The organism is Nonomuraea sp. SYSU D8015 (assembly GCF_008065375.1).
GTDB lineage: Bacteria > Actinomycetota > Actinomycetes > Streptosporangiales > Streptosporangiaceae > Nonomuraea.
The window spans coordinates 41,723-61,184 of the sequence record NZ_MU084032.1 but is presented as its reverse complement, the minus strand read 5'-3'; the positions used below and the strand labels follow the sequence as shown (position 1 = coordinate 61,184).

The 19,462-nt window shown below is 72.7% G+C and carries 17 protein-coding genes and 1 pseudogene; 11 read left to right on the top strand and 7 right to left on the bottom strand.

The features are described 5' to 3' along the window. Positions 1-9: 9 nt before the first annotated feature. Both ID574_RS59295 and ID574_RS62645 read right to left on the bottom strand, forming a co-directional pair. Positions 10-420 carry a serine hydrolase gene (locus tag ID574_RS59295; protein ID WP_262495923.1) on the bottom strand — a complete coding sequence of 137 codons (411 nt, stop codon included), beginning with the start codon at positions 418-420 and terminating at the stop codon, positions 10-12. Positions 421-514: 94 nt separating this feature from the next. After that, a pseudogene (locus tag ID574_RS62645) lies at positions 515-1,084 on the bottom strand (serine hydrolase domain-containing protein); the annotation flags it as partial. Between the two features lie 201 nt (positions 1,085-1,285). Here ID574_RS62645 and ID574_RS00220 point away from each other — a divergent pair. Together ID574_RS00220 and ID574_RS00215 are read left to right on the top strand one after the other, a co-directional pair. Next, the gene (locus ID574_RS00220; RefSeq protein ID WP_188186696.1) at positions 1,286-1,888 is read left to right on the top strand and encodes an ACT domain-containing protein; all 603 of its coding nucleotides are present in this window, start codon (positions 1,286-1,288) and stop codon (positions 1,886-1,888) included. Between the two features lie 83 nt (positions 1,889-1,971). Continuing rightward, a complete protein-coding gene (locus ID574_RS00215; protein WP_188186695.1) occupies positions 1,972-3,135 on the top strand; it encodes an acyl-CoA dehydrogenase family protein in 1,164 nt (387 codons plus the stop codon). 82 nt (positions 3,136-3,217) lie between these two features. Here the strand turns inward: ID574_RS00215 and ID574_RS00210 are convergent, their stop codons facing one another. Continuing rightward, complete coding sequence (locus ID574_RS00210) at positions 3,218-3,574, bottom strand: ArsR/SmtB family transcription factor (protein ID WP_188186694.1); 357 nt, start codon at positions 3,572-3,574, stop codon at positions 3,218-3,220. 86 nt (positions 3,575-3,660) lie between these two features. Between ID574_RS00210 and ID574_RS59290 the strand changes: the two genes are divergently transcribed. The 4 genes from ID574_RS59290 (at position 3,661) to ID574_RS00195 (ending at position 8,149) form a co-directional block, all read left to right on the top strand. Continuing rightward, positions 3,661-3,906, top strand: coding sequence for a hypothetical protein (locus ID574_RS59290; RefSeq protein ID WP_223166229.1), 246 nt, complete (start codon positions 3,661-3,663; stop codon positions 3,904-3,906). A gap of 95 nt (positions 3,907-4,001) precedes the next feature. Further along, a complete protein-coding gene (locus ID574_RS00205; protein ID WP_223166228.1) occupies positions 4,002-4,889 on the top strand; it encodes a cation diffusion facilitator family transporter in 888 nt (295 codons plus the stop codon). 330 nt (positions 4,890-5,219) lie between these two features. Continuing rightward, on the top strand, positions 5,220-6,551 hold the full coding sequence (locus ID574_RS00200; RefSeq protein WP_223166227.1) for an acyltransferase family protein: 1,332 nt from the start codon (positions 5,220-5,222) through the stop codon (positions 6,549-6,551). Between the two features lie 425 nt (positions 6,552-6,976). Continuing rightward, complete coding sequence (locus tag ID574_RS00195) at positions 6,977-8,149, top strand: CysS/YqeB C-terminal domain-containing protein (RefSeq protein ID WP_188186692.1); 1,173 nt, start codon at positions 6,977-6,979, stop codon at positions 8,147-8,149. A 9-nt stretch (positions 8,150-8,158) separates the two neighbouring features. On the opposite strand, the gene ID574_RS00190 is transcribed toward ID574_RS00195, so the two are convergent. Then, positions 8,159-9,442 (bottom strand): ABC transporter ATP-binding protein, encoded by a 1,284-nt coding sequence (locus ID574_RS00190; protein ID WP_188186691.1) that lies wholly within the window; start codon positions 9,440-9,442, stop codon positions 8,159-8,161. Between the two features lie 229 nt (positions 9,443-9,671). On the opposite strand from ID574_RS00190, the gene ID574_RS00185 reads away from it, so the two are divergent. From ID574_RS00185 to ID574_RS00175, 3 genes are read left to right on the top strand one after another with little or no spacing between them, the layout of a single operon-like run. Next, a complete protein-coding gene (locus tag ID574_RS00185; protein ID WP_188186690.1) occupies positions 9,672-11,141 on the top strand; it encodes a glycoside hydrolase family 13 protein in 1,470 nt (489 codons plus the stop codon). Beyond that, positions 11,138-12,163 carry a LacI family DNA-binding transcriptional regulator gene (locus ID574_RS00180; protein WP_188186689.1) on the top strand — a complete coding sequence of 342 codons (1,026 nt, stop codon included), beginning with the start codon at positions 11,138-11,140 and terminating at the stop codon, positions 12,161-12,163. The genes ID574_RS00185 and ID574_RS00180 overlap by 4 nt, the downstream gene beginning before the upstream one ends. Further along, entirely contained in the window at positions 12,160-13,056 is an 897-nt protein-coding gene (locus ID574_RS00175; RefSeq protein WP_188186688.1) for a carbohydrate kinase family protein, read from the top strand. Before ID574_RS00180 ends, ID574_RS00175 begins: the two co-directional genes overlap by 4 nt. On the opposite strand, the gene ID574_RS00170 is transcribed toward ID574_RS00175, so the two are convergent. Then, a complete protein-coding gene (locus ID574_RS00170) occupies positions 13,019-14,245 on the bottom strand; it encodes an MFS transporter (protein WP_188186687.1) in 1,227 nt (408 codons plus the stop codon). The genes ID574_RS00175 and ID574_RS00170 overlap by 38 nt on opposite strands. A 186-nt stretch (positions 14,246-14,431) precedes the next feature. Between ID574_RS00170 and ID574_RS00165 the strand changes: the two genes are divergently transcribed. Together ID574_RS00165 and ID574_RS00160 are read left to right on the top strand one after the other, a co-directional pair. Further along, a complete protein-coding gene (locus tag ID574_RS00165) occupies positions 14,432-15,052 on the top strand; it encodes a bifunctional 4-hydroxy-2-oxoglutarate aldolase/2-dehydro-3-deoxy-phosphogluconate aldolase (RefSeq protein ID WP_188186686.1) in 621 nt (206 codons plus the stop codon). Positions 15,053-15,083: 31 nt separating this feature from the next. Beyond that, positions 15,084-15,989, top strand: coding sequence for an NAD(P)-dependent oxidoreductase (locus ID574_RS00160; RefSeq protein WP_188186685.1), 906 nt, complete (start codon positions 15,084-15,086; stop codon positions 15,987-15,989). Between the two features lie 21 nt (positions 15,990-16,010). On the opposite strand, the gene ID574_RS00155 is transcribed toward ID574_RS00160, so the two are convergent. After that, the gene (locus tag ID574_RS00155; RefSeq protein WP_188186684.1) at positions 16,011-18,134 is read right to left on the bottom strand and encodes a serine/threonine-protein kinase; all 2,124 of its coding nucleotides are present in this window, start codon (positions 18,132-18,134) and stop codon (positions 16,011-16,013) included. Positions 18,135-18,230: 96 nt separating this feature from the next. Further along, positions 18,231-19,376, bottom strand: a complete 1,146-nt coding sequence (locus ID574_RS00150; RefSeq protein WP_188186683.1) for a cytochrome P450 — start codon at positions 19,374-19,376, stop codon at positions 18,231-18,233. Positions 19,377-19,462: the final 86 nt, after the last annotated feature.

The following is a 19,462-nucleotide window of genomic DNA, read 5'->3' as shown; positions in this document are numbered from 1 at the left end:
GGGCCCTGGTCAGCAGAAGACGGTGGCCAGGGCCTTCGGCAGGGCGTCGGCCGGGACCTGCCCGGTGTACGGGTTCGCGGAGATCACGACGGTCCGGCCGTCGTCCGAGCGCAGCGCGTACGTGAGGTAGCCGAAGATGCCGCCGCTGTGCCCGTACACGCTCTTGCCGCAGGTCAGCTCGAACTCCTGGAGGCCGAGGCCGTACCCCATGCCCTCGCCCGCCTGGCGCATGGTCCGCATCTGCTTGAGGGCGGACGCGCTGGTCAGCTCGCCGCTCATGAGGGCCTGGAAGAAGCGGGTCAGGTCCGCCGTGGTCGAGATCATCTCGCCCGCCCCGTACTCCAGCGACGGGTTGATCCTGGTGGCGTCCACGATCTTGCCGTTGTGCATGGCGTAGCCGCGGGCGTGCGGCCTCGGCATGGATGTGTTGTGGCCCGGCATACGTGTGGGTCAGGCCGAGCGGGCGCAGGATCCTGGCCTTGATCGCGTCGGCGTACGGGGCGCCCGTCAGCTTCTCGATCAGCATGGCGGCCACCACGTAGTTGGTGTTGGAGTACCGCCACCCCGTGCCCGGCGTCTTGAAGTAGGGCGGCCTGGACCGGCCGACGGCCAGCAGCTCCTGGGGCGTCTGGTCGTACAGGGTCTCGACCGGCCGGTAGTCCCGCGCCGACCAGCCGGGGATGCCGGCGCCCGCGTAGTCGAACAGGCCGCTGGTGTGGTCGAGCACCTGCCGCACGGTGATCGCGCTGCCCTCGGGCAGCGCGCCGGGCAGATGCCGGGCGATCGGGTCGTCGAGGGAGAGCTTGCCCTCGTCGGCGAGCTGGAGCACGACGACGGCCACGAAGGTCTTGGTGACGCTGCCGATCCGGAAATGCCCCGCGGCGTCGGCGGGCTTGCGCGAGATCACGTCGCGGTAGCCGGCCGCGGCCGTCCAGTCCTCGCCGTTCCCGCTCACCCGGACCAGCGCGGCCGAGACGGCCTTGCTCTTCACCAGGGCGTCAAGCTGTTGTTCCAGGGAGTCCTGGGCGGTGGGGGAGAGCGTGGTCACGGTGAGGGCGAGTGAGGCGATGCTGTTGAGAATCATGGGGACGACGTTAGGGATCATGGGGCAGGCCGGACCATGCGGCTGACCGTACGATGACCTGTGGAAAACCGGAGCCGCCGTTTATCGACAATCCGGACTTAAGCCTTCATCTTGGGATATAACCGCAGCATGTACGACATATCCGTGGAACATGCTCGAAACCTTTCCACGGCACTGTGAGAGCTCTGGAAAGGGGGGGCGATGCTGCTGCGACTGAGGGTGTCGCTGCCGGACCGGCCGGGTGGGCTGGGACAGGTGGCCAAGGCGCTGGGCGCGCTGGGAGCCGACATCCTGCAGGTCACCGTGCTCGAACGCGAGGCCGGGCGGGCCGTCGACGATTTCACCGTCTCCTGGCCGGGCCCCGTGACCCCGGCGGAGGCCCGCCAGCGGCTGTCCGCCGTGCCGGGCGTGCGGGTGGAAGGGGTCTGGGCGACCAAGGAGGTGCCGGGCTCGGCGCTGGACTACGACCTGCTCATGCACGTCGTGTCCGAGCCGGCGCGGGGTTTCGCCACGCTCGTCGACGCGTTGCCCGGGTTGTGCGGGGCGGAGTGGTCGCTGGCCGTCGCCGACGGCGCCGTACGGCATGCCTCGCTGGCCGCGCCTACCAGCTTCGACCTGCCCGAGCCGCCGCCCCGCGCCGTCGCGCTGGACGCCCGCGACCTGCGGCTCATGCTGCTGCCCGTGGTGACGCAGGGCATGCACGTGGTCGTGGCCCGCGCCGAGGGTCCGGTGTTCCACCGCGCGGAGCTGGAACGCGCCGCCCGGATCGTGGACGTGGTGGCCAAGCTGGCCGCGCGTGTGTAGAGGTGAGCGGACGATTGACCGGGTAAGTGCCGAGTTATTAACGTGAGCTGCCTGATCAGTCGGCGGACCAGGGATCGAGGCAGATGGATTTCGAGCTGACCGGCGAGCAGAAGGCCTTCCGCGAGACCCTGCGCGCCTTCGTGGAGAAAGAGATCCTCCCGGTCGCCACCGAATGGGAGCACTCCGGCAGATACCCGGCCGAGATCATCGACAAGATGAAGCAGATGGGGCTGTTCGGCCTGTCCGTGCCGGAGGAGTACGGCGGCATGGGGGCCGACATGGTCTCGTTCGCGCTGGTCTTCGAGGAGATCGCGCGGGGCTGGATGGGCGTGGCCGGCACCATCGGGTCCCATTCGCTCGCCTGCTGGATGATCGCCCGCCACGGCACCGAGGAACAGCGGCGGCTCCACCTCGAAGACCTCGCCAGCGGCGCCCGGCGCACCGCGATCGCGCTCACCGAGCCCGGTGCGGGCACCGACCTGCAGGGCATCCGGACGCGGGCGGTACGCGACGGCGACCACTACGTCGTGACCGGCACCAAGACCTGGATCACCAACGCCCGCCACGCCGACCCGCTGCCCGTCCTCGTCAAGACCTCGATCGCCGAGCCCGCGCACAAGGGCATGTCCGTGCTGCTCGTCGACCCGTCCTCGCCGGGCTTCAGCGTCAGCCGCGACCTGCCCAAGCTGGGCTACAAGGGCACGGAGACCTGCGAGGTGGTGCTCGACGAGGTGCGCGTGCCGGTGTCCTGCCTGCTCGGCGGCGTCGAGGGGCGCGGCATGCAACAGGTGCTCGGCGGTTTGGAGCTCGGGCGCATCAACATCGCCGCCCGCGCCGTCGGGGTCGCCCAGGCCGCGTACGACGCCGCCCTCGCCTACGCCAAGGAGCGGACCGCCTTCGGGCAGCCGATCGCCGAGTTCCAGGCCATCCAGCTCAAACTGGCCGACCTGGCCACCGAGATCCAGGCGGCGCGGCTGCTCACGTACTGGGCGGCGTCCCGGGCCGACGGCGGCGAACGGGTGGACATGGAGGCGGGCATGGCCAAATACTTCACCTCCGAAGTGGCGCTCAAGGCGTCACTGGAGTCCATGCGGATCCACGGCGGGTACGGCTATTCGCAGGAGTTCGTGGTCGAGCGGCTCTACCGGGACGCGCCGCTGATGGCGATCGGTGAGGGCACCAACGACATCCAGCGGCTGGTGATCGCCCGGGCGCTCGTCTCCGGCAAGGGGAGGATCGGCTGGTGAGCGTCACCTCTTCCGCCCCGGCCCGCTCGACGCCGCTTATGCCCCCCGCCTGGTGGCCGGCGCCCGGCGGGCGGACCTGTGACTAGTCGTGTCTGGGCAGGCCGGAGACCTCGTGGTCGGCGTGGAACATGGCCTCCGCGATGAGCGCCCTCACGTGTGAGTCCCTGGCCCGGTAGAGCACGCGGCGGCCCTCTCTGCGCGTGTCCACCAGTCCTGCCAGGCGGAGCTTGGCGAGGTGCTGCGACACCGAGGGGCGGGGAACGCCGATGGCCTGGGCCAGCGAGTTCACATCCGATTCGCCGGACGACAACAGCCACATCAACCGGAGCCTGGTGGCGTCGCTGAGCATGCGGAACGCGTCGACGGCCGCGTTGACCTGGGCGGGAGTGGGTTGCTCCTGCGACGCATTGGCACCTGAGGTGTTGTCGCGTGCGTACATGACTACATATCCTGGTCAAAAGGGATGAATAGCGCAAGCGAGGGATGCCATGGCGGACCAGCGGGATTCCGGTACGACACCGCACCATGCCCATCCCGACGGGGCCCATCCCGACGGGGCCCATCCCGATGCCGGCCGTCCCGATGGGGCCCATCGGGATGGGACCCGTCCCGATGGACAAGGACATGGTCACGGACATGGTCACGGCCACGGTCATGGGCACGATCATGGACCTGGTCACGGTGACGGACATGGAGCGCACGGGCACGGCCACGGGCATGGTCACGGGCATTCCGGGCGCGAGGGCGGGCGCGGGGCGCGGCGAGGGCTGAAGGCGGCGCTCGGGCGGGTCGCCCACGCCGTCGCGCCGCACAGTCACGACACCGCCGACAAGACCGACGCCGCCCTGGAGTCCAGCAGTCGCGGGATGCGCGTGCTGGCCATCTCGTTCGCCGTCCTCATGGCCACCGCCGCCGTCCAGGCCGTGATCGTGCTGGCGTCCGGCTCGGTCGCGCTGCTCGGTGACACCTTGCACAACCTCGCCGACGCGCTCACCGCCGTCCCGCTGGCCATCGCGTTCTCGGTCGGCCGCCGCGCCGCCACCCGCCGCTTCACGTACGGGTACGGCCGCGCGGAGGACCTCGCGGGCATCGTCATCGTGCTGCTCATCGCCGGCTCGGCGGCCCTGGCCGGGTACGAGGCCGTCGAGCGGCTGATCGATCCCCAGGACATCCGGGCCGTCTGGTGGGTGGCGGCCGCGGGCGTGGTCGGGTTCCTGGGCAACGAGTGGGTGGCGCGATACCGGATCAAGGTCGGCAGGGAGATCGGGTCGGCCGCGCTGGTCGCCGACGGCCTGCACGCCAGGACCGACGGCTTCACCTCGCTGGCCGTCCTGCTGGGCGCGGGCGGCGCCGGGCTCGGCTTCCCCATCGCCGACCCGATCGTCGGCCTGCTGATCACCGGTGCCATCTGCTTCGTCCTGCGCGACGCGGCCCGCGAGATCTACCACCGGCTCATGGACGCCGTGGACCCCGAGCTCGTCGACGCCGCCGAGCGCATCATCGCCACCGTGGACGGGGTTCAGCGGGTCGGGTCCGTACGGCTGCGATGGATCGGGCATGCGCTCCACGCCGAGGTGGAGATTTTCGTCGATCACGACATGTCGGTCGTGGATGCGCACGCGGTGGCCGTCGAGGCCGAGCACCGGCTCATCCACGAGTTGCCGCGCCTGAGGGCGGCGACCGTTCACACCGACCCCCACGGCCCCGACGGCGCCGACCACCACGCCACCTTGTCCACCCACCGCACCACCTGACCCCGGCGCGGCCGCACGGGCTCCACGCGGCAGGCACCCGTCCGCGATGCGAGCCGACCGTCTCCGGGAGGGCGGCCTTTCACCGAGAGAAGCCCTCTGAGCCTGCTGCCGCCCCGCCGCCGGGGCGCTTCGGCCCGTGGGCGAGCATGCGCCCTGGATACGCCCGTGAGCGGGTTCGCCGCCGCGCCCCGGCGGCGTGAGTGCCGAGTGCTGTGAGCGGCGCGAACGCCGAGGCTGGGCTGGCGTGCGTCTTCGTGGGGCGAGGGCTTCGACCTGCGGCCCGAGCCGCGTATGCCCGGAGAGGGCCGCATCACCCCGTCCCGTACGGGTATGTTGATGCGGGTGTCCGCCGCCGCCCCAGCCCTGCCCGCCGCCTCCACATCTTCACCCACCGTCACCAGGCTGGCCTGGCTCGACGCGTTGCGCGGCATCGGCGCGCTGGCCGTCGTGGCCGAGCACCTGCTCCCCTGGTTCCTGCCCGCGCTCCGGCCGTACTGGTTCAGTCTGGGCGTCTACGGCATCCTGGTGTTCTTCCTGGTCAGCGGCTACATCATCCCCACGTCGCTGGAGCGGCACGGCGACGTGCGGGCGTTCTGGATCAGCCGGATCTTCCGCCTCTACCCGCTCTACCTGAGCGTGATCGCCCTTGTCCTGGCCCTCGCATGGTGGGTGCCGGTGCGCGGGGAGGTGCCGCGGGACGGCAGCGCGGTGGCGGCGCACGCGACCATGCTGCTCGACGTCGTGAGCGTGGGCGGCGTGGCCGACACGATGTGGACGCTGTCGTACGAGATGGTGTTCTACCTCATGGTCACGGCGTTGTTCCTGGTCGGGGCGCAAGGCCGCAGCGGGCTGATGTCGATGCTGTTCGCCGCCGGTGCGGTGGTGGTGGGGCTGGTCGCGTCGGGCGCGGTGCTGGTGGGCGCGTGGCCGGCGTACGTCACGGGCGCGCTGTTCGCGGCCGGGCTGGTGTGCGTGATGTGGGGCCGGGGGCGTACGGCGGCGGCCTGCCTGCTCGGCCTGATGGCGCTCGCGTCGCTGCTGCTGAGCAGCCGGGTGCCGTGGCTGGGGACGGCGGTGCTGGCGGTCATGTTCGCGGGCACGGCCATCCGCCGGTGGGAATGCGGCACGGGCGGCCTCTGGCCGGTGGCGGTCACGACGGGCCTGGTGGCGATCGCGCCCCTGTGGGCCGTCGAGGGCGGCTGGTGGTGGGTGCAGGCGAATGTGTGGTTCACCACGATCGCGCTGGCCGGGGCCACGTTCGCGGGCGCGATGGCGTTGCGCGGACGGCGGCTGCCCCGGGCGATGGTCTGGCTCGGCCTGGTCAGCTACTCGCTCTACCTGGTGCATCATCCGCTGCTGAAGTACTTCGTGGAGATCACCGGTGATCTGCGGCGGGCGGAGCTGCCGTACCAGCTGGGCATGGCCGCGCTGGCCCTGGCGGCGGTGCTGGGCGTGAGCGCGCTGGCCTACCGCTACATCGAGCGGCCCGGCCAGGCGCTGGGCCGCCGGATCTCAGGCCGGAGCGCCCGCGGGCTCCAGGGCGGGACCGATCAGGGGGTGGCGGGACAGTGCCCGCGCCACGACGGGGTCCTCGGCCATGAGGAAGGCCAGGTGCCTGACGGCGTGGGCGACCACGTTGGCCAGGGCGACCCGCTCAGGTGACGGCGTCGCCGGGGCCTCGCCGCGGGCGATCTCCAGCACCGGCGCCTCGATCGCGGGCAGCGAGGGCGACGGATCGGGGCAGACCGCGTACGTCAGCACGATCCCGCCGTCCGGTTCGTAGCGCCAGCTGGTGGAATGCACGACGGTGTCCGGATCGGCGGCCGCCACCCCGCTGAGCCGCCGCGCGGCCTCATCAGGGCTTTCCCCAGGCCATGGCCGGGTCATGGCATGCCGGTATGACCACCGATTGTCGGTGCCCACCCGTAGCATGAGCGTCTCAACCGATACCACGTGTCTTCCCGTCACCGCCAAGAGCTTACTGCCAATCATATGCAACTGCGTGCCGGCCGCATATGTCGCCCGCTCTTGAACCCCGCGGCGAGCCCGGCTGTAGTCGATGGCGTGCGAGAGAGAGGCCGACAGTGATGCCCGGTTTGCTGGTGCTGATGGGGTCGGGCGAGACGAGCCCGACCATGGTCGAGGTCCACCGCGCCGCGACGCGGACGCTGCGCGCGGGTGCGCGGGCCGTGTTGCTCGACACCCCCTACGCCTTTCAGGAAAACCGCGCCGACATCTCGGCCCGCGCCCGCCGATACTTCGCCCACAGCGTCGGCCTGGATGTCGAGGTGGCCACCGGGATCGCCGGCGCCGACTGGGTCTTCTCGGGGCCGGGGAGCCCGACCTACGCGCTCGACCGGTGGTGCGACTCCGGCGTGGCCGGCGACCTGCGGGCCCGGGTCCGCGCCCGGCAGGGGGTGACCGTGCTGGCCTCGGCGGCGGCCTGCACGGCCGGGCTCGCCACGGTGCCCGTCTACGAGATCTACAAGGTGGGCGCGGAGCCGCACTGGCGTGAGGGCCTCGACCTGCTGGAGCCGCTCGGCCTGCAGGCCGTGCTGATCCCGCACTTCGACAACGCCGAGGGCGGCACCCACGACACCCGCTACTGCTACCTGGGCGAGCGCCGGCTGTCCCGCATGGAGCGCGAGCTGCCGCCCGGCACCGCGGTCCTCGGGATCGACGAGCACACCGCCGTCGTCATCGACCTGGAGAGCCAGGCCGTGCAGGTGGCCGGACGGGGCGGGCTGACCGTCCGGCGGCCCGGCTCGGCGACGGTGCTGCCCGCGGGCACCCGCACCGACCTCGCCGAGCTCCGCCGCCTGGCCGAGGGCGTCGCGGGCACGTCCGTGCCGCCGCCCCCGGTGGCGGAGGCCGCGCCCGCCGAGGTGACGCTGGAGGAGACCATCCGCTCGTGCGAGGAGCGGTTCGCGGCCGCGGCGGGCGAGCCGGACCTGGTGGCGGCGGCGCAGATCGTGCTCGACCTCGAAGCGGAGATCGTCAAGTGGGCGGCCGACACCGAGGAGGACGCCGGCGGGGTCGACCAGGCGCGGGAGCTGATGCGGCTGCTGATCGCCCGCCTCGGCGAGCTCGCCTCCACCGGCGGCCTCCGCTCCCTGGTCGAGCCGCTGCTCGCGCTCCGGGCGGAGCTGCGGGAAGAGGGACGGTACGACGTGGCGGACGCGTTGCGCGCGGCGATGCACGCGGGTGGCGTCGTGGTCGAGGACACCCCGGACGGGCCTCGCTGGGCCCCTGCGCCGTGATCGGGGGCGCTAACGGCGCGGGGGGTCGATGCGGGCGCCGTCCAGAGTGAAGATCATGATGCGGGAGAGGTCGACGGCGACCTTGGCGGCGTCGCCGGTGCGCCAGACGGGCCGGTTGCCCAGGCGGACGATCAGGTCGGAGCGGCGGTGGATGCCGCTGTTCGGGTGCTGGCCCACCCGCTCCTGCTCCTGATGCTCCTCCTTCGGCGATGAGAACAGCCGCCGCACCAGCCCCGACAGCTTGCCCGAGCCGTTCTTGTCGCCGTTGACGCGCCCGCGCGGGTCCGGCGGTTCGGGCACCGGCACGGCCGGCATGCCGCACTCGAGATACGCCAGCCATTCGTGCCCGTGATACTCCAGCGCCCGCACCCGCCCGAAGAACGACGGCCCGTCGTACGACTCCGGCACCGGCGCCAGCCCGTCGGGCCGCAGCCCCACCAACACCTGCCCGCCCGTGTGCTGCGAGATGGCGTACGCCCTGGGATCGCTCCACGGGAGCGTGAGCCGGTGCGGGCCGAAATCGAGCAGCACATATTGGTTCTGCGGCGTCCTGACACCCGCCGCCAACAGGTTCAACTGCTGGGAGTTGAGAAAAGCCGCCACGAACGCCGTCGCTGGATCGTTGTAAATCTGCGCCGGAGTTCCCACGTCCTGCAGGACGCCGCGATTCAGAATGGCGATCCTGTCCGCCAGCGTCAGCGCCTCCACCTGGTCGTGCGTCACGTAGATCGTCGTGACCCCGAGCGACCTGACCAGCGCCGAGATCTCCATGCGCAGCTCGGTGCGCATGCCGGCGTCCAGGTTCGACAGCGGCTCGTCCATCAGGAACAGCTTGGGCTGCCGGACGATCGCCCGGCCCATCGCCACGCGCTGGCGCTGGCCGCCGGAGAGCGTGCCCGGCCGGCGGTCGAGCGTCTCGTCGATATGCAACGCCTTCGACAGCTCCGTGACGCGCTCACGCACCATGTTCGGGTCCGACTTGGCGATCTCCAGGGGGAAGGAGATGTTCCCGCGCACGGTCCGGTGCGGGTAGAGCGCGCCGTTCTGGAAGACCATGGCGACGTCGCGGTCGCGCGGCGCCAGGTGGTTGGCGATCTGCCCGTCGAGCCAGAGCTCCCCTTCGGTGATCTCCTCCAAGCCTGCGATCATGCGGAGCAGCGTGGACTTTCCGCAGCCCGAAGGGCCGAGGAGGACGAGGAATTCGCCGGCCTCAGCTCGCAGGCTCAGCCGGTCGACAGCGAGATGGCCGCCCGGATACACCTTGGTCACTTTGTCGAGAACGACGGAGCTCATTGGCCCACACCTTGCACGCGTGTCACCTGTGACAGGGCTGATTGAAGAGGTAGTACATCGCGCCTTAACCGGCCATGTCCACCCTTGACATAAAGAATCTCCTTCTAGGGGGTTTCGGTCGAGAGTTTTGGGTGTCCGTACGCCTAGATTTCCGGATCGAAGGCTCGTGGAAAGAGTTGCGTAAAGTTGCAGAAACCGCTTTCATGGTCGCAACGCCCGGGGGGAGACCATGACCATGTGGTGGCGGAACGCCGCGATTTACCAGGTGTACGTGCGCAGCTTCGCCGACGGTGACCGTGACGGCGTCGGCGACCTGATCGGGGTTCGCGATCGCCTGCCGTACCTGGCCGACCTGGGCGTGGACGCCGTCTGGCTGACGCCCTTCTACACCTCCCCGATGGCCGACTTCGGCTACGACGTGGCCGACCACCGCGACGTCGACCCGCTGTTCGGCACCCTCGCCGACGCCAAGGCGCTCATCGACGAGGCGCATGGGCTGGGGCTGCGGGTCGTCATCGACCTCGTCCCCAACCACACCTCCTCCGCCCACCCCTGGTTCCAGCAGGCGCTGCGCGGCGAGAAACGTGAACGTTACATCTTCAGGGACCAGCCGAACGACTGGGAGTCGATCTTCGGCGGCCCCGCGTGGACGCAGGTGGAGGACGGGCAGTGGTATCTGCACCTGTTCGACTCCTCTCAGCCGGACCTCAACTGGGACAACGAGGAGGTGCGCGGCGAGTTCGAGTCGATCCTGCGGTTCTGGCTCGACCTCGGCGTGGACGGCTTCCGGGTGGACGTGGCGCACGGCATGGTCAAGCCGGCCGGCCTGCCCGACGTCGGCACGGGCAATCAGGCCAGGATGGTCGGCAGGGAGCCGGTGCCGTTCTTCGACGACGACGGCGTCCACGAGATCCACCGCGCCTGGCGGCGCGTGCTCGACTCCTACCCGGGCGAGCGGATCGGCGTGGCCGAGGCGTGGGCGCCCACGCCCGAGCGGCTGGCGATGTACGTGCGGCCCGACGAGCTGCACCAGGCGTTCAACTTCCATTACCTGTTCGCGCCGTGGGACGCCGCCGAGCTCCGCGCGGTGATCGACTCCTCGCTGGCCACGGCCGCCTCCGCGGGCGCGCCGACCACCTGGGTGCTGTCGAACCACGACGTCAAGCGGCACGTCACCCGCTACGGCAGCCTGGCCAGGGCCCGCGCGGCCGCGCTGCTGACGCTCGCGCTGCCCGGCTCGGCGTACGTCTACCAGGGCGAGGAGCTGGGCCTGCCCGAGGTGCTCGACCTGCCCGCCGAGCTGTGCCGGGACCCGCAGCGGCTGCGCGACCCCGACAGCGGCCGCGACGGCTGCCGGGTGCCGCTGCCCTGGACCCGCGACTCCGGCTGGGCGAACCCGTGGCTGCCGATCCCGGCGGACTGGGCCGGGCTCAGCGTGGAGGCCCAGGACGGCGTGCCCGGCTCGACGCTGGAGCTGTACCGGGCGGCGCTGCGCCTGCGGCGTTCCTTCGACGGCGAGCTGACGTGGCACCACTCCCCGGAGGGCACGCTGATGTTCTCCCGGGGCGATCTGCTGTGCGCCGTCAACCTCACGGAAAAGCCCGTGGACTTCGGCGTCGAAGGGGCGCTCCTGCTCGCCTCGGATGTCCCTGGAGCAGGGGATTCGGCGGCCTGGTGGAAAGTAAAGTGTCTGCCATGAACGGTCACGCTCGCCTAGCCGACATCGCCGCCCAGGCCGGGGTGAGTGAGGCCACGGTCAGCCGGGTGCTCAACGGCAAGCCCGGGGTCTCCGCCGCCACCCGCCAGGCGGTGATGGCCGCGCTCGACCTCATGGGCTACGAGCGGCCGCCCCGGCTGCGGCAGCGCAGCAACGGGCTGGTCGGCCTGGTGACGCCCGAGCTGGACAACCCGATCTTCCCGGCGTTCGCGCAGGCCATCGAGAAGGCGCTGACCCAGCACGGCTACACGCCCGTGCTGTGCACCCAGCTGCCCGGCGGCGCGCCGGAGGACGAGTTCACCGAATTGCTGGTCGACCGCGGGGTGAGCGGCATCGTGTTCGTGTCGGGCCTGCACGCCGACACCACCGCGCGGATGGACCGCTACACCCGCCTGATCGACCGCGGGTTGCCGATCGTGCTGGTCGACGGCTACAGCGAGCACATCGACGCGCCGTTCATCTCGCCCGACGACCGCATGGCGGCGCGGCTGTCCGTGCAGCACCTGGTCGACCTCGGCCACGAGCGCATCGGGCTGGCGCTGGGGCCGCGCAGGTTCGTGCCGGTGATCAGGAAGATCGAGGGATACCGGCAGGCGATGGCCCATCTGCTGGGCGCCGCCGACGTGGACGACCTGATCGCGCACTCGCTCTTCTCCGTCGAGGGCGGGCAGGCGGCCGCCGCGCAGCTCCTGTCGCGCGGCTGCACCGGCATCGTGTGCGCGAGCGACCTCATGGCGCTGGGCGCGATCCGGGCCTGCAGGGAGAAAGGGCTGGCGGTGCCGGGGGAGGTGTCCGTGGTCGGGTTCGACGACTCGCCGCTGATCGCGTTCACCGACCCGCCGCTGACCACCGTGCGCAAGCCGATCGGGGCCATGGCCTCGGCGGCCGTGCAGACGTTGCTGGAGGAGGTCAACGGCGCGCCCTCCAAGCACGTCGAGCTGGTCTTCCAGCCGGAGCTGGTCGTCCGCGGCTCCACCGGCTCCGGCCCCCTGGTCAACCGATGACGCGGTCCGCCGGCCGGACCGGGACGCGCGACGTCCTCGTCCTGGGCGGCGCCGGGGTCGACACGACGGTCTACGTGCCGGAGCTGCCGCTGCCGTACCAGGACACCTACCTGGTGCCGCCGGTCGCCGACCGGATCGGGAGCACCGGCGCCGGGGTGGCGCTCGGCTGTCACGCGCTCGGGCTCGACGTCGCGTTCGCCGACCTGATCGGCGACGACGCGCAGGGCGCGCTGGTCCGGCACGCACTGCGCGATCTCGACTGCTCCTGGGGGCGTGCGGAGGCGGGCACGCGCAGGAGCGTGCTGCTCGTGTGCCCCGACGGCCGCCGCACCTCCCTCCACGACACCAAGGCCACGCCCGGCGAGCGCCTGCCCAGAGAGCTGTACGCCGGCGTCCGGGCCAGACACGTCCACGTGACCATCATGGATTTCTGCCGCCACGTCTATCCCGACCTGGACGGCGTGCCGATCTCCACCGACCTGCAGGACTGGGACGGCGCCGACGACTACCACGAGGACTTCGCCTACCGCTCCGACCTGGTGTTCCTGTCGGCGGCCGCGCTGAAGGACCCGGCCGCCACGATGCGCGGCATCCTCGAGCGGGGCCACGCCCACACGGTCGTCTGCACCCGCGGCGCCGACGGCTGCCTCACGCTGACCCGCGCCTCCGGCCTGCGCGCCTTCCCGGCCGCGCCGCTGCCCGGGCCGGTGGCCGACAGCAACGGCGCGGGCGACGCGTTCGTCTCCGGCTTCCTGTACGGCACGCTGCGCGGCCGGCCGCTGGAGGAACGCGTCCGGCTGGGGGCGATCGCCGGGGCGCACGCGTGCACGGTCGCCGGCACCCACGAGTCCCCGATCAGCGAGTCCCTTCTGCTGAGCCGGTTCGCCGGGTAGCGGCGGGGTCGTCCAGCTCCCGCCAGGCCCGGCAGAGGAACGGCGGCAGCGAAGCGAGCAGGTAGACGCAGGTGAACGCGTACAGCGTCGGGGTGAGCCCGGCCAGCTCCGTGAGCGAGCCGGCCACGAGCCCGCCGACCGGCATGCCGGCGTAGGCGGCGGCCGTCATGGCGCCGATCACGCGGGCGCGGAGGCGGGCGGGGATCCGGTCGTACTGGAGCACGCCGAGAATGGGGTTGATCGCGCCCGCGGCGAAGCCGGACAACACGGTGACGCCGAGGGCGACGGGCAGGGGCGCGCCGAGGGCCAGCACCAGCACGCGCGGCACCCCTGCGAGGAGGAAGCACCATCCGTAGGTCAGCCGCGGGGGTAATCGCTCGCCGGCGGCGCCGTACACGACGGTCCCGGCCAGAGCGCCGGCTCCGACCCCGCCCGCGAGCAGGCCGAACGCGCGCGGATCGTGCGCGACGTCCCGGGCGTACAGCGCCAGCAGGACCTGCGTGACACCGGTGTCGAGCATGTTGACGACCACGATCATCGCGGTGGCGCTCATCTGCAGCCGGTCGCGCCAGAGGAACGCCAGCCCGTCACGCAGCCGGCGGCCCGACTCGGGCGCGCTGCCCCCGACGCGCGGGACACCGCCGCCGATCAGGAGCGCCGACAGCAGGAACGTGACCCCGTCCACGACGAGCAACGCGCCCGCTCCGAGCCAGACGATGAGCACGCCGGCCAGCGGCGCGCCCACCATCGCGGCCCCTCGGTAGACGCCGTCGTACGCGGCCGCCGCCCGCTCGATCCGGACGCGCCCGAGCGCCGACAGCTCGGGGAGCATGGCCTTGCGCGCGGTCTCCCCGGGGGTGGCCACCAGCCAGCGCAGGAAGAGCAGTGCCAGCAGCGCCGGATAGGACAACCCGGTCGTCCAGAACAGCACCGGCATGGTCAGCACGACGACCCCGCTGGTCAGGTCGGACAGGACGCTCGCGCCGCGGAGGCCCAGCCGGTCGACCAGCGTCGCGCCGAAGGCGGCGGACACGACGATGGGGAACGTGGTGGCGAACGCCGCCAGCCCCGTGAGCGCGGCGCTCCCCGTGGTCTCCAGCACGAACCACGGCACGGCCAGCATGGAGAGCATGGTGCCGGTGACGGAGAGTGCGTTGGCGGCCAGCAGGGTGATGAATGGACGCCTCACGCGTGATGCCCCCGGCGATGTCTCCCGCTCCAGAGTTGCTCACGGTCGCCGTGTGGTCAAGGGAGCCCCATGAGGTCCCGCCCAGATCGGACAAACGTGATGTGATACTACCATTGGGACGCATGATCCACTCGTTGCCGGGGGAAGGCGTGCGCACCTCGGGAACGCGTCGCTGGAGGGGGAGCCGTGTACCGCTGGGAGATCGTCCAGGCCGTCACCGAGCAGCGCGTGTTCGGGATCGTCAGGACCGCGGGGCCCGACGAGGCGGTGGCCGCCGCGGAGGCCGTGCTGGAGGCCGGGCTGCGGGCCGTGGAGGTGGCGCTCACCACGCCGCGTGCGCTCAGCGCCGTGGCGCGGCTCACCGAGCGGCGGCCGGAGGCGCTCGTGGGCGCCGGGACCGTGCTCGACGCCGCCGCGGCCCGCGCGGCCGTGGAGGCCGGCGCGCGTTTCCTGGTCTCGCCCGGCCTGCATCCCGAGGTGATCCGCGCCGGGCACCGCCACGGCGTGCCCGTCTTCCCCGGCGCGGCCACCCCGACCGAGATCGTGCGCGCCCTGGAGGAGGGCGCGGACGCGGTGAAGATCTTCCCGGCGTCCGCCGTGTCGCCGTCCTGGCTGCGCGACGTACGGGCCGCGCTGCCCCAGCTCCCCGCCATCCCCACGGGAGGTGTCACCCTTGACGACGCGCCGGAGTGGATCGCGGCCGGCGCCGTGGCCTGCGGCATGGGCTCGGCGCTGACCTCCGGCGGGGCCGAGGCCGCCGGGCGGCGCGTCACGGCGCTGCTCGCCAAGCTCGCCGGAGCCCGCTGACCAGCATCCTGCACGACCAGGAGGTATCACGATGACCGCAGCCGTCCACGTCGGACCCGCGCCCGTGCCCGTCCTCATCGACGCGGTACGCCGCGCCGGCGGCGACGTCGTGCCGCTGGAGCAGGCCGAGGCGATCGTCTACTACGGCAGCGACGACCCCGCCGAGCTGCGCTCCATGATCCACGGCCGGATCCGCTGGGTGCAGTTGCCGCACGCGGGCATCGAGCGGTGGGCCGACGCCGGGGTCATCACCGACGACCCGGTCTTCACCGCGGCCGCCGGCTCCTACGGCCCGGCCGTGGCCGAGCACGCGCTCGCCCTGATGCTGGCGGCCGCCCGCAACCTGCACCGGCACGCCAGCGCCACGCAGTGGGGGGTCAACGACTCCAGAGAGCTCGCCGGCTCCACGGTGGCGATCGTGGGCTGCGGCGGCATCGGCCGGGCGCTGATCCGCCTGCTGGAGCCGTTCGGCTGCCCGATCGTCGCCGTCACGGACCGGGGCGAGGCGCCGGGCGCCGCCAGGATCGTCCCGCGCGCCCGTTACCGCGAGGCGCTGCCCGAGGCCGCCTACGTGGTCGTGGCGGCGCCCGCCACGCCGGGCACCCGGGGCATGTTCGGGGCAGGCGAGTTCGACCTCATGCGGTCCGACGCGTGGCTGGTGAACGTCTCCCGCGGCGGCCTCGTCGTGACCGACGACCTGGTGGCCGCGCTGCGCGAGGGCCGCATCGGCGGCGCGGCGCTCGACGTGACCGACCCCGAGCCGCTGCCCGCAGGGCATCCGCTGTGGGAGCTGGAGAACGTGCTGATCACGCCGCACTCCGCGAACCCGCGCCCGGCCTACTGGCGCGGGCTGGCCGAGCGCGTCACCGCCAACGTGCGGCGCTTCGGCGAGGGCGCCCCGCTGGAAGGCCGGGTCTCCCCGGAGCAGGGCTTCTGAGCGGCCGGTACGGCCTCCTCGCTACTCCAGGTTGATCCTGGCGCCCGCGCTCAGCCCGGAGTCGTGCACCTCGAGGCCGATCGGTTCCAGCTCCTTGGGCAGCTCGAACACCAGCGCGCCGGTGAACGCGCCACCCGACTCGATGCGGATCGGCGTGATCTCCTTGCCGCCCTTGTCCAGCAGTTTGGCACCGCCGTGCAGCTCGTCGTCCGCGTCGATCAGCTTCTGCTGGCCGGGGTAGAGGACCCGGGCGTCCGGGCCGACGTTGTCGACCTTCACCCCGATCTGGCAGGTGCGTTTCGTGGCGGCCTTCGAGGGTTTGGGGCACTTCGTGCTCGTCACGGTGAAGATGAGCTTCCCGTCCTGCACGGGGCCGTCGGCGCCGGACGCGGGCGACGACCGGAACACCCAGGTCAGCACGGCCAGCAGCAGCACCAGCAGCACGGCCGCCACCACCAAGGCGGTGACGCAACCCGTGACCAGGCCCCGCTTCTGCCGGGCGGGCGGGAAGCCCGGCAGACGCCCCTGACCGGTGGTCGAGTGGGGTGGGAGCGGCCCTTGGCCCGTCTGGTGGTGGGGGAGCGGCGCCCGGCCGCTCGGCAGCGGGCCGGTCCGCTCCGCATGCGGCGCCTGACCCCGCCCAGGGCCCTGCGGCCCCCGTCCGGCTGCTCCTGGCAGGGGGCCGGGGCCGGTGCGCTCGGCAAGCGGCACCTGCGGACCCGGCCCGGCAGCGCCCGGCGTCGGGCCCGTGCGCTCGGCGTGCGGCACGCCGGGAGCAGGCCCTGTCCGTTCGGCGTGCGGGACCTGCGGCCCCCGGCCGGCACCGGGAGTCGGGCCGGTCCGCTCGGCGGGCGACGGCTGCGGCGCCCGGCCGGCCCCCGGCAGAGGTCCTGGGCCGGTGCGCTCGGCCGGTGGCACGTGGGGGTCGCCATGCGGTGGTTGCGGGCCTCGGCCGGGCACGGGCAGAGGTCCTGGGCCGGTGCGCTCGGCAGGTGACGGGTGCGGCGGCGCCTGGCCTGCACGGGCGTCCGGGTGCGGCGGCGCCTGGCCTGCACGGGCATCGGGATGTGGCGGCGCCTGGCCCGCGCGGGTGTCCGGGTGGGGTGGCAGCTGAGGGCCGTGGCCGCCCGGAGGCTCCTGGTGTGCGGGGCGGGCGTTCGGGTGATGCGGGTGGCCGGTGCGGTCCGGGGGCGGCGCCACGTGCGGGCCCTGGGCCAGCGGTGCGAACTCCGAGGCGTTCCACGCGTTGGTGAGGTGCTTGGTCGCGGCCAGCTGCGCCGCCGGCTCGTCGGCGGCCTCCACCAGCTCCAGCAGCAGCTGCCTGGCCGTGGGCCGGCGCGCGGGGTCGGGGTGGATGGCCGCCGCCACCAGCCGGTCGAGCGGCGTGGGCAGCCCCCGCAGGTCCGGCGGCGCCTGACGGGCCCGGGCAGCCATCACGTACGCGTCCCCTTCGCCGAACGGATGCCCGCCCAGCCCCGCGTACGCGATCAGCGACCCCCACGCGAACACGTCGCCCGCCGGGCTGGTCTTCCCCTCGAAGACCTGCTCGGGAGCGATCCAGCCTGGTGTGCCCATCACCATGCCGGCGTTCGTGTGCCGTGAGTCGACGTGCGTCGAGCGCGCCAGCCCGAAGTCGATCACCCGCGGCCCGGCCAGCGTCAGCATGACGTTCGCCGGCTTGAGGTCGCGGTGCACCAGCCCGGCCGCGTGGATCGCGGTCAGCGCGGCGGCCACGCCGACGGCGGCGGCGTGCAGCACCGACGGCGACAGCGCCCCGTGCTCGATCAGGTGGTCTTCCAGCGAGATGCCGTCGATGTACTCGGTGACGAGGTAGAGGACGCCCCGGTCCTCGCCGTGGTCGAGCACCCGCGCCGTGCAGAACGAGGCCACCTTGCGCGCGTTGGAGACCTCTTCGTGGAAGCGTGCCCGGTAGACCGGGTCGGCGGTGAAGTCCCGGCGGATGGCCTTGAGCGCCACCCTCGACCCGTCGGCGCCCTTGGCGAGGTAGACGACCCCCATGCCGCCGGAGCCGAGACGGCTGAGCAGCTCGTAGGGGCCGATCGCCGGCGGGTCTTCCGGCTTCAGGGGAGAGCCTGCGGAGCGCCCCAATGTCGCCGTCCTCTCGCCGTCGTCATCCCGTCTCAACCCGAACCGTTCCTCCGCCCGGCATGCCGTTTTGTACCCCAGACTCTAACGGAGTAAGGGGTTCAGCGTAGGACACTGGCTCTGAGCCCGCATCGCTCAAGGCCGGGCGGGCTTGAGGCGGACCGGCCGCATCGTCACCCGCAGGCGCGAGACGTTGAGCGTGTGGGGGAGCGGGCGGTGCGGCGAGAGCACCCGGCTCGCCGGCTTCGGGCGGGCGGCCCGCAGGATGCCGCCCAGGAACGCCGTGCCGACCACGAGCGTAAGGTGCACGCCGTCGCAGCCCGGCATGGCCCACCATTCGTGCGCCGCGGTGCCGTCGAGCCAGATCTCGGGGGTGAACGTGTTCGCGTACGGCAGGCGGGTGCCGCGCTGGTGCGCCGCGAGCGGCACGAGCACGGTCGCCCCGGCGGGCAGGACGGCGCCGTACCACTCGGTGTCCCTGGCGGTGACGCGGGACAGCGCAGGCACCGGCGGCCACAGGCGCAGCGCCTCGCGCAGGCAGGCCCGCAGGTAGTCGGGGTCGGCGCGGGCCGCCTTGCGGTGGGTCGGGTGGGCGGCGAGCAGCGCGAGCGTCTGCATCAGCCCCGCCGCGGTGACGCCGAGCCCCATCAGCCAGAACGCGGCCTGCATGAGCTCGCGTGACGTGGCCCTCTCCGAGGTCTCGGCGATCAGCCCGGCCACGCTGCCCGGTTCGGCGCGGCGCAGGTGATCCAACATACGCGTGTCGTAACGTCCGGAGAGGATCTCGTGGCGGCGCCCGGCCCGCCGCCGGCCCGCCCGGGTGATGTCCGCCAGCAGCCGGGTGAGCTCCTCGTCGCCGGCGGCGCCGTCGCCGTAGACGCAGCGTCTGGCCACCCGCTGCCAGCGGGCGTCGAGCCGCCGGTAGTCGACCACGCCGCCGGTCAGCTCCCCGGCCTCCTCGCGGGCGATCTCGATGAACGACGGGCGCAGGACGTCGACCGGCGGGCCGAGCGGGCGCTCCTGGACGGCCGGGGCGTAGTCCTCCCGCTCCTCGCACAGCACGCGCAGGGCGTCGCGCTTGGACAGCACCAGCAGCGCCGGGCCGCGCAGGCCGCGTACCAGCACGGGTCGGCCGCCGTACCGGGATTCGAGCTCGGCCAGCAGGGAGCGGGCGCGCAGCAGGTCGCGGCCGGGGGGCACGTGCGGCGCCCCCCGCGGGTTCAGGGCGGCCGCCAGGCGCAGGCCCTCCAGGGCGGTGGCCCTCGGCAGTCCCCTAGGCACGCCCGGCCTCCCTCGCGGGTCCGGGCCGCTCGACCGGCGCCCGCGAGTCCGGGGCTTTCCGAGCCCGTGCCCAGCGGACCGCGGGC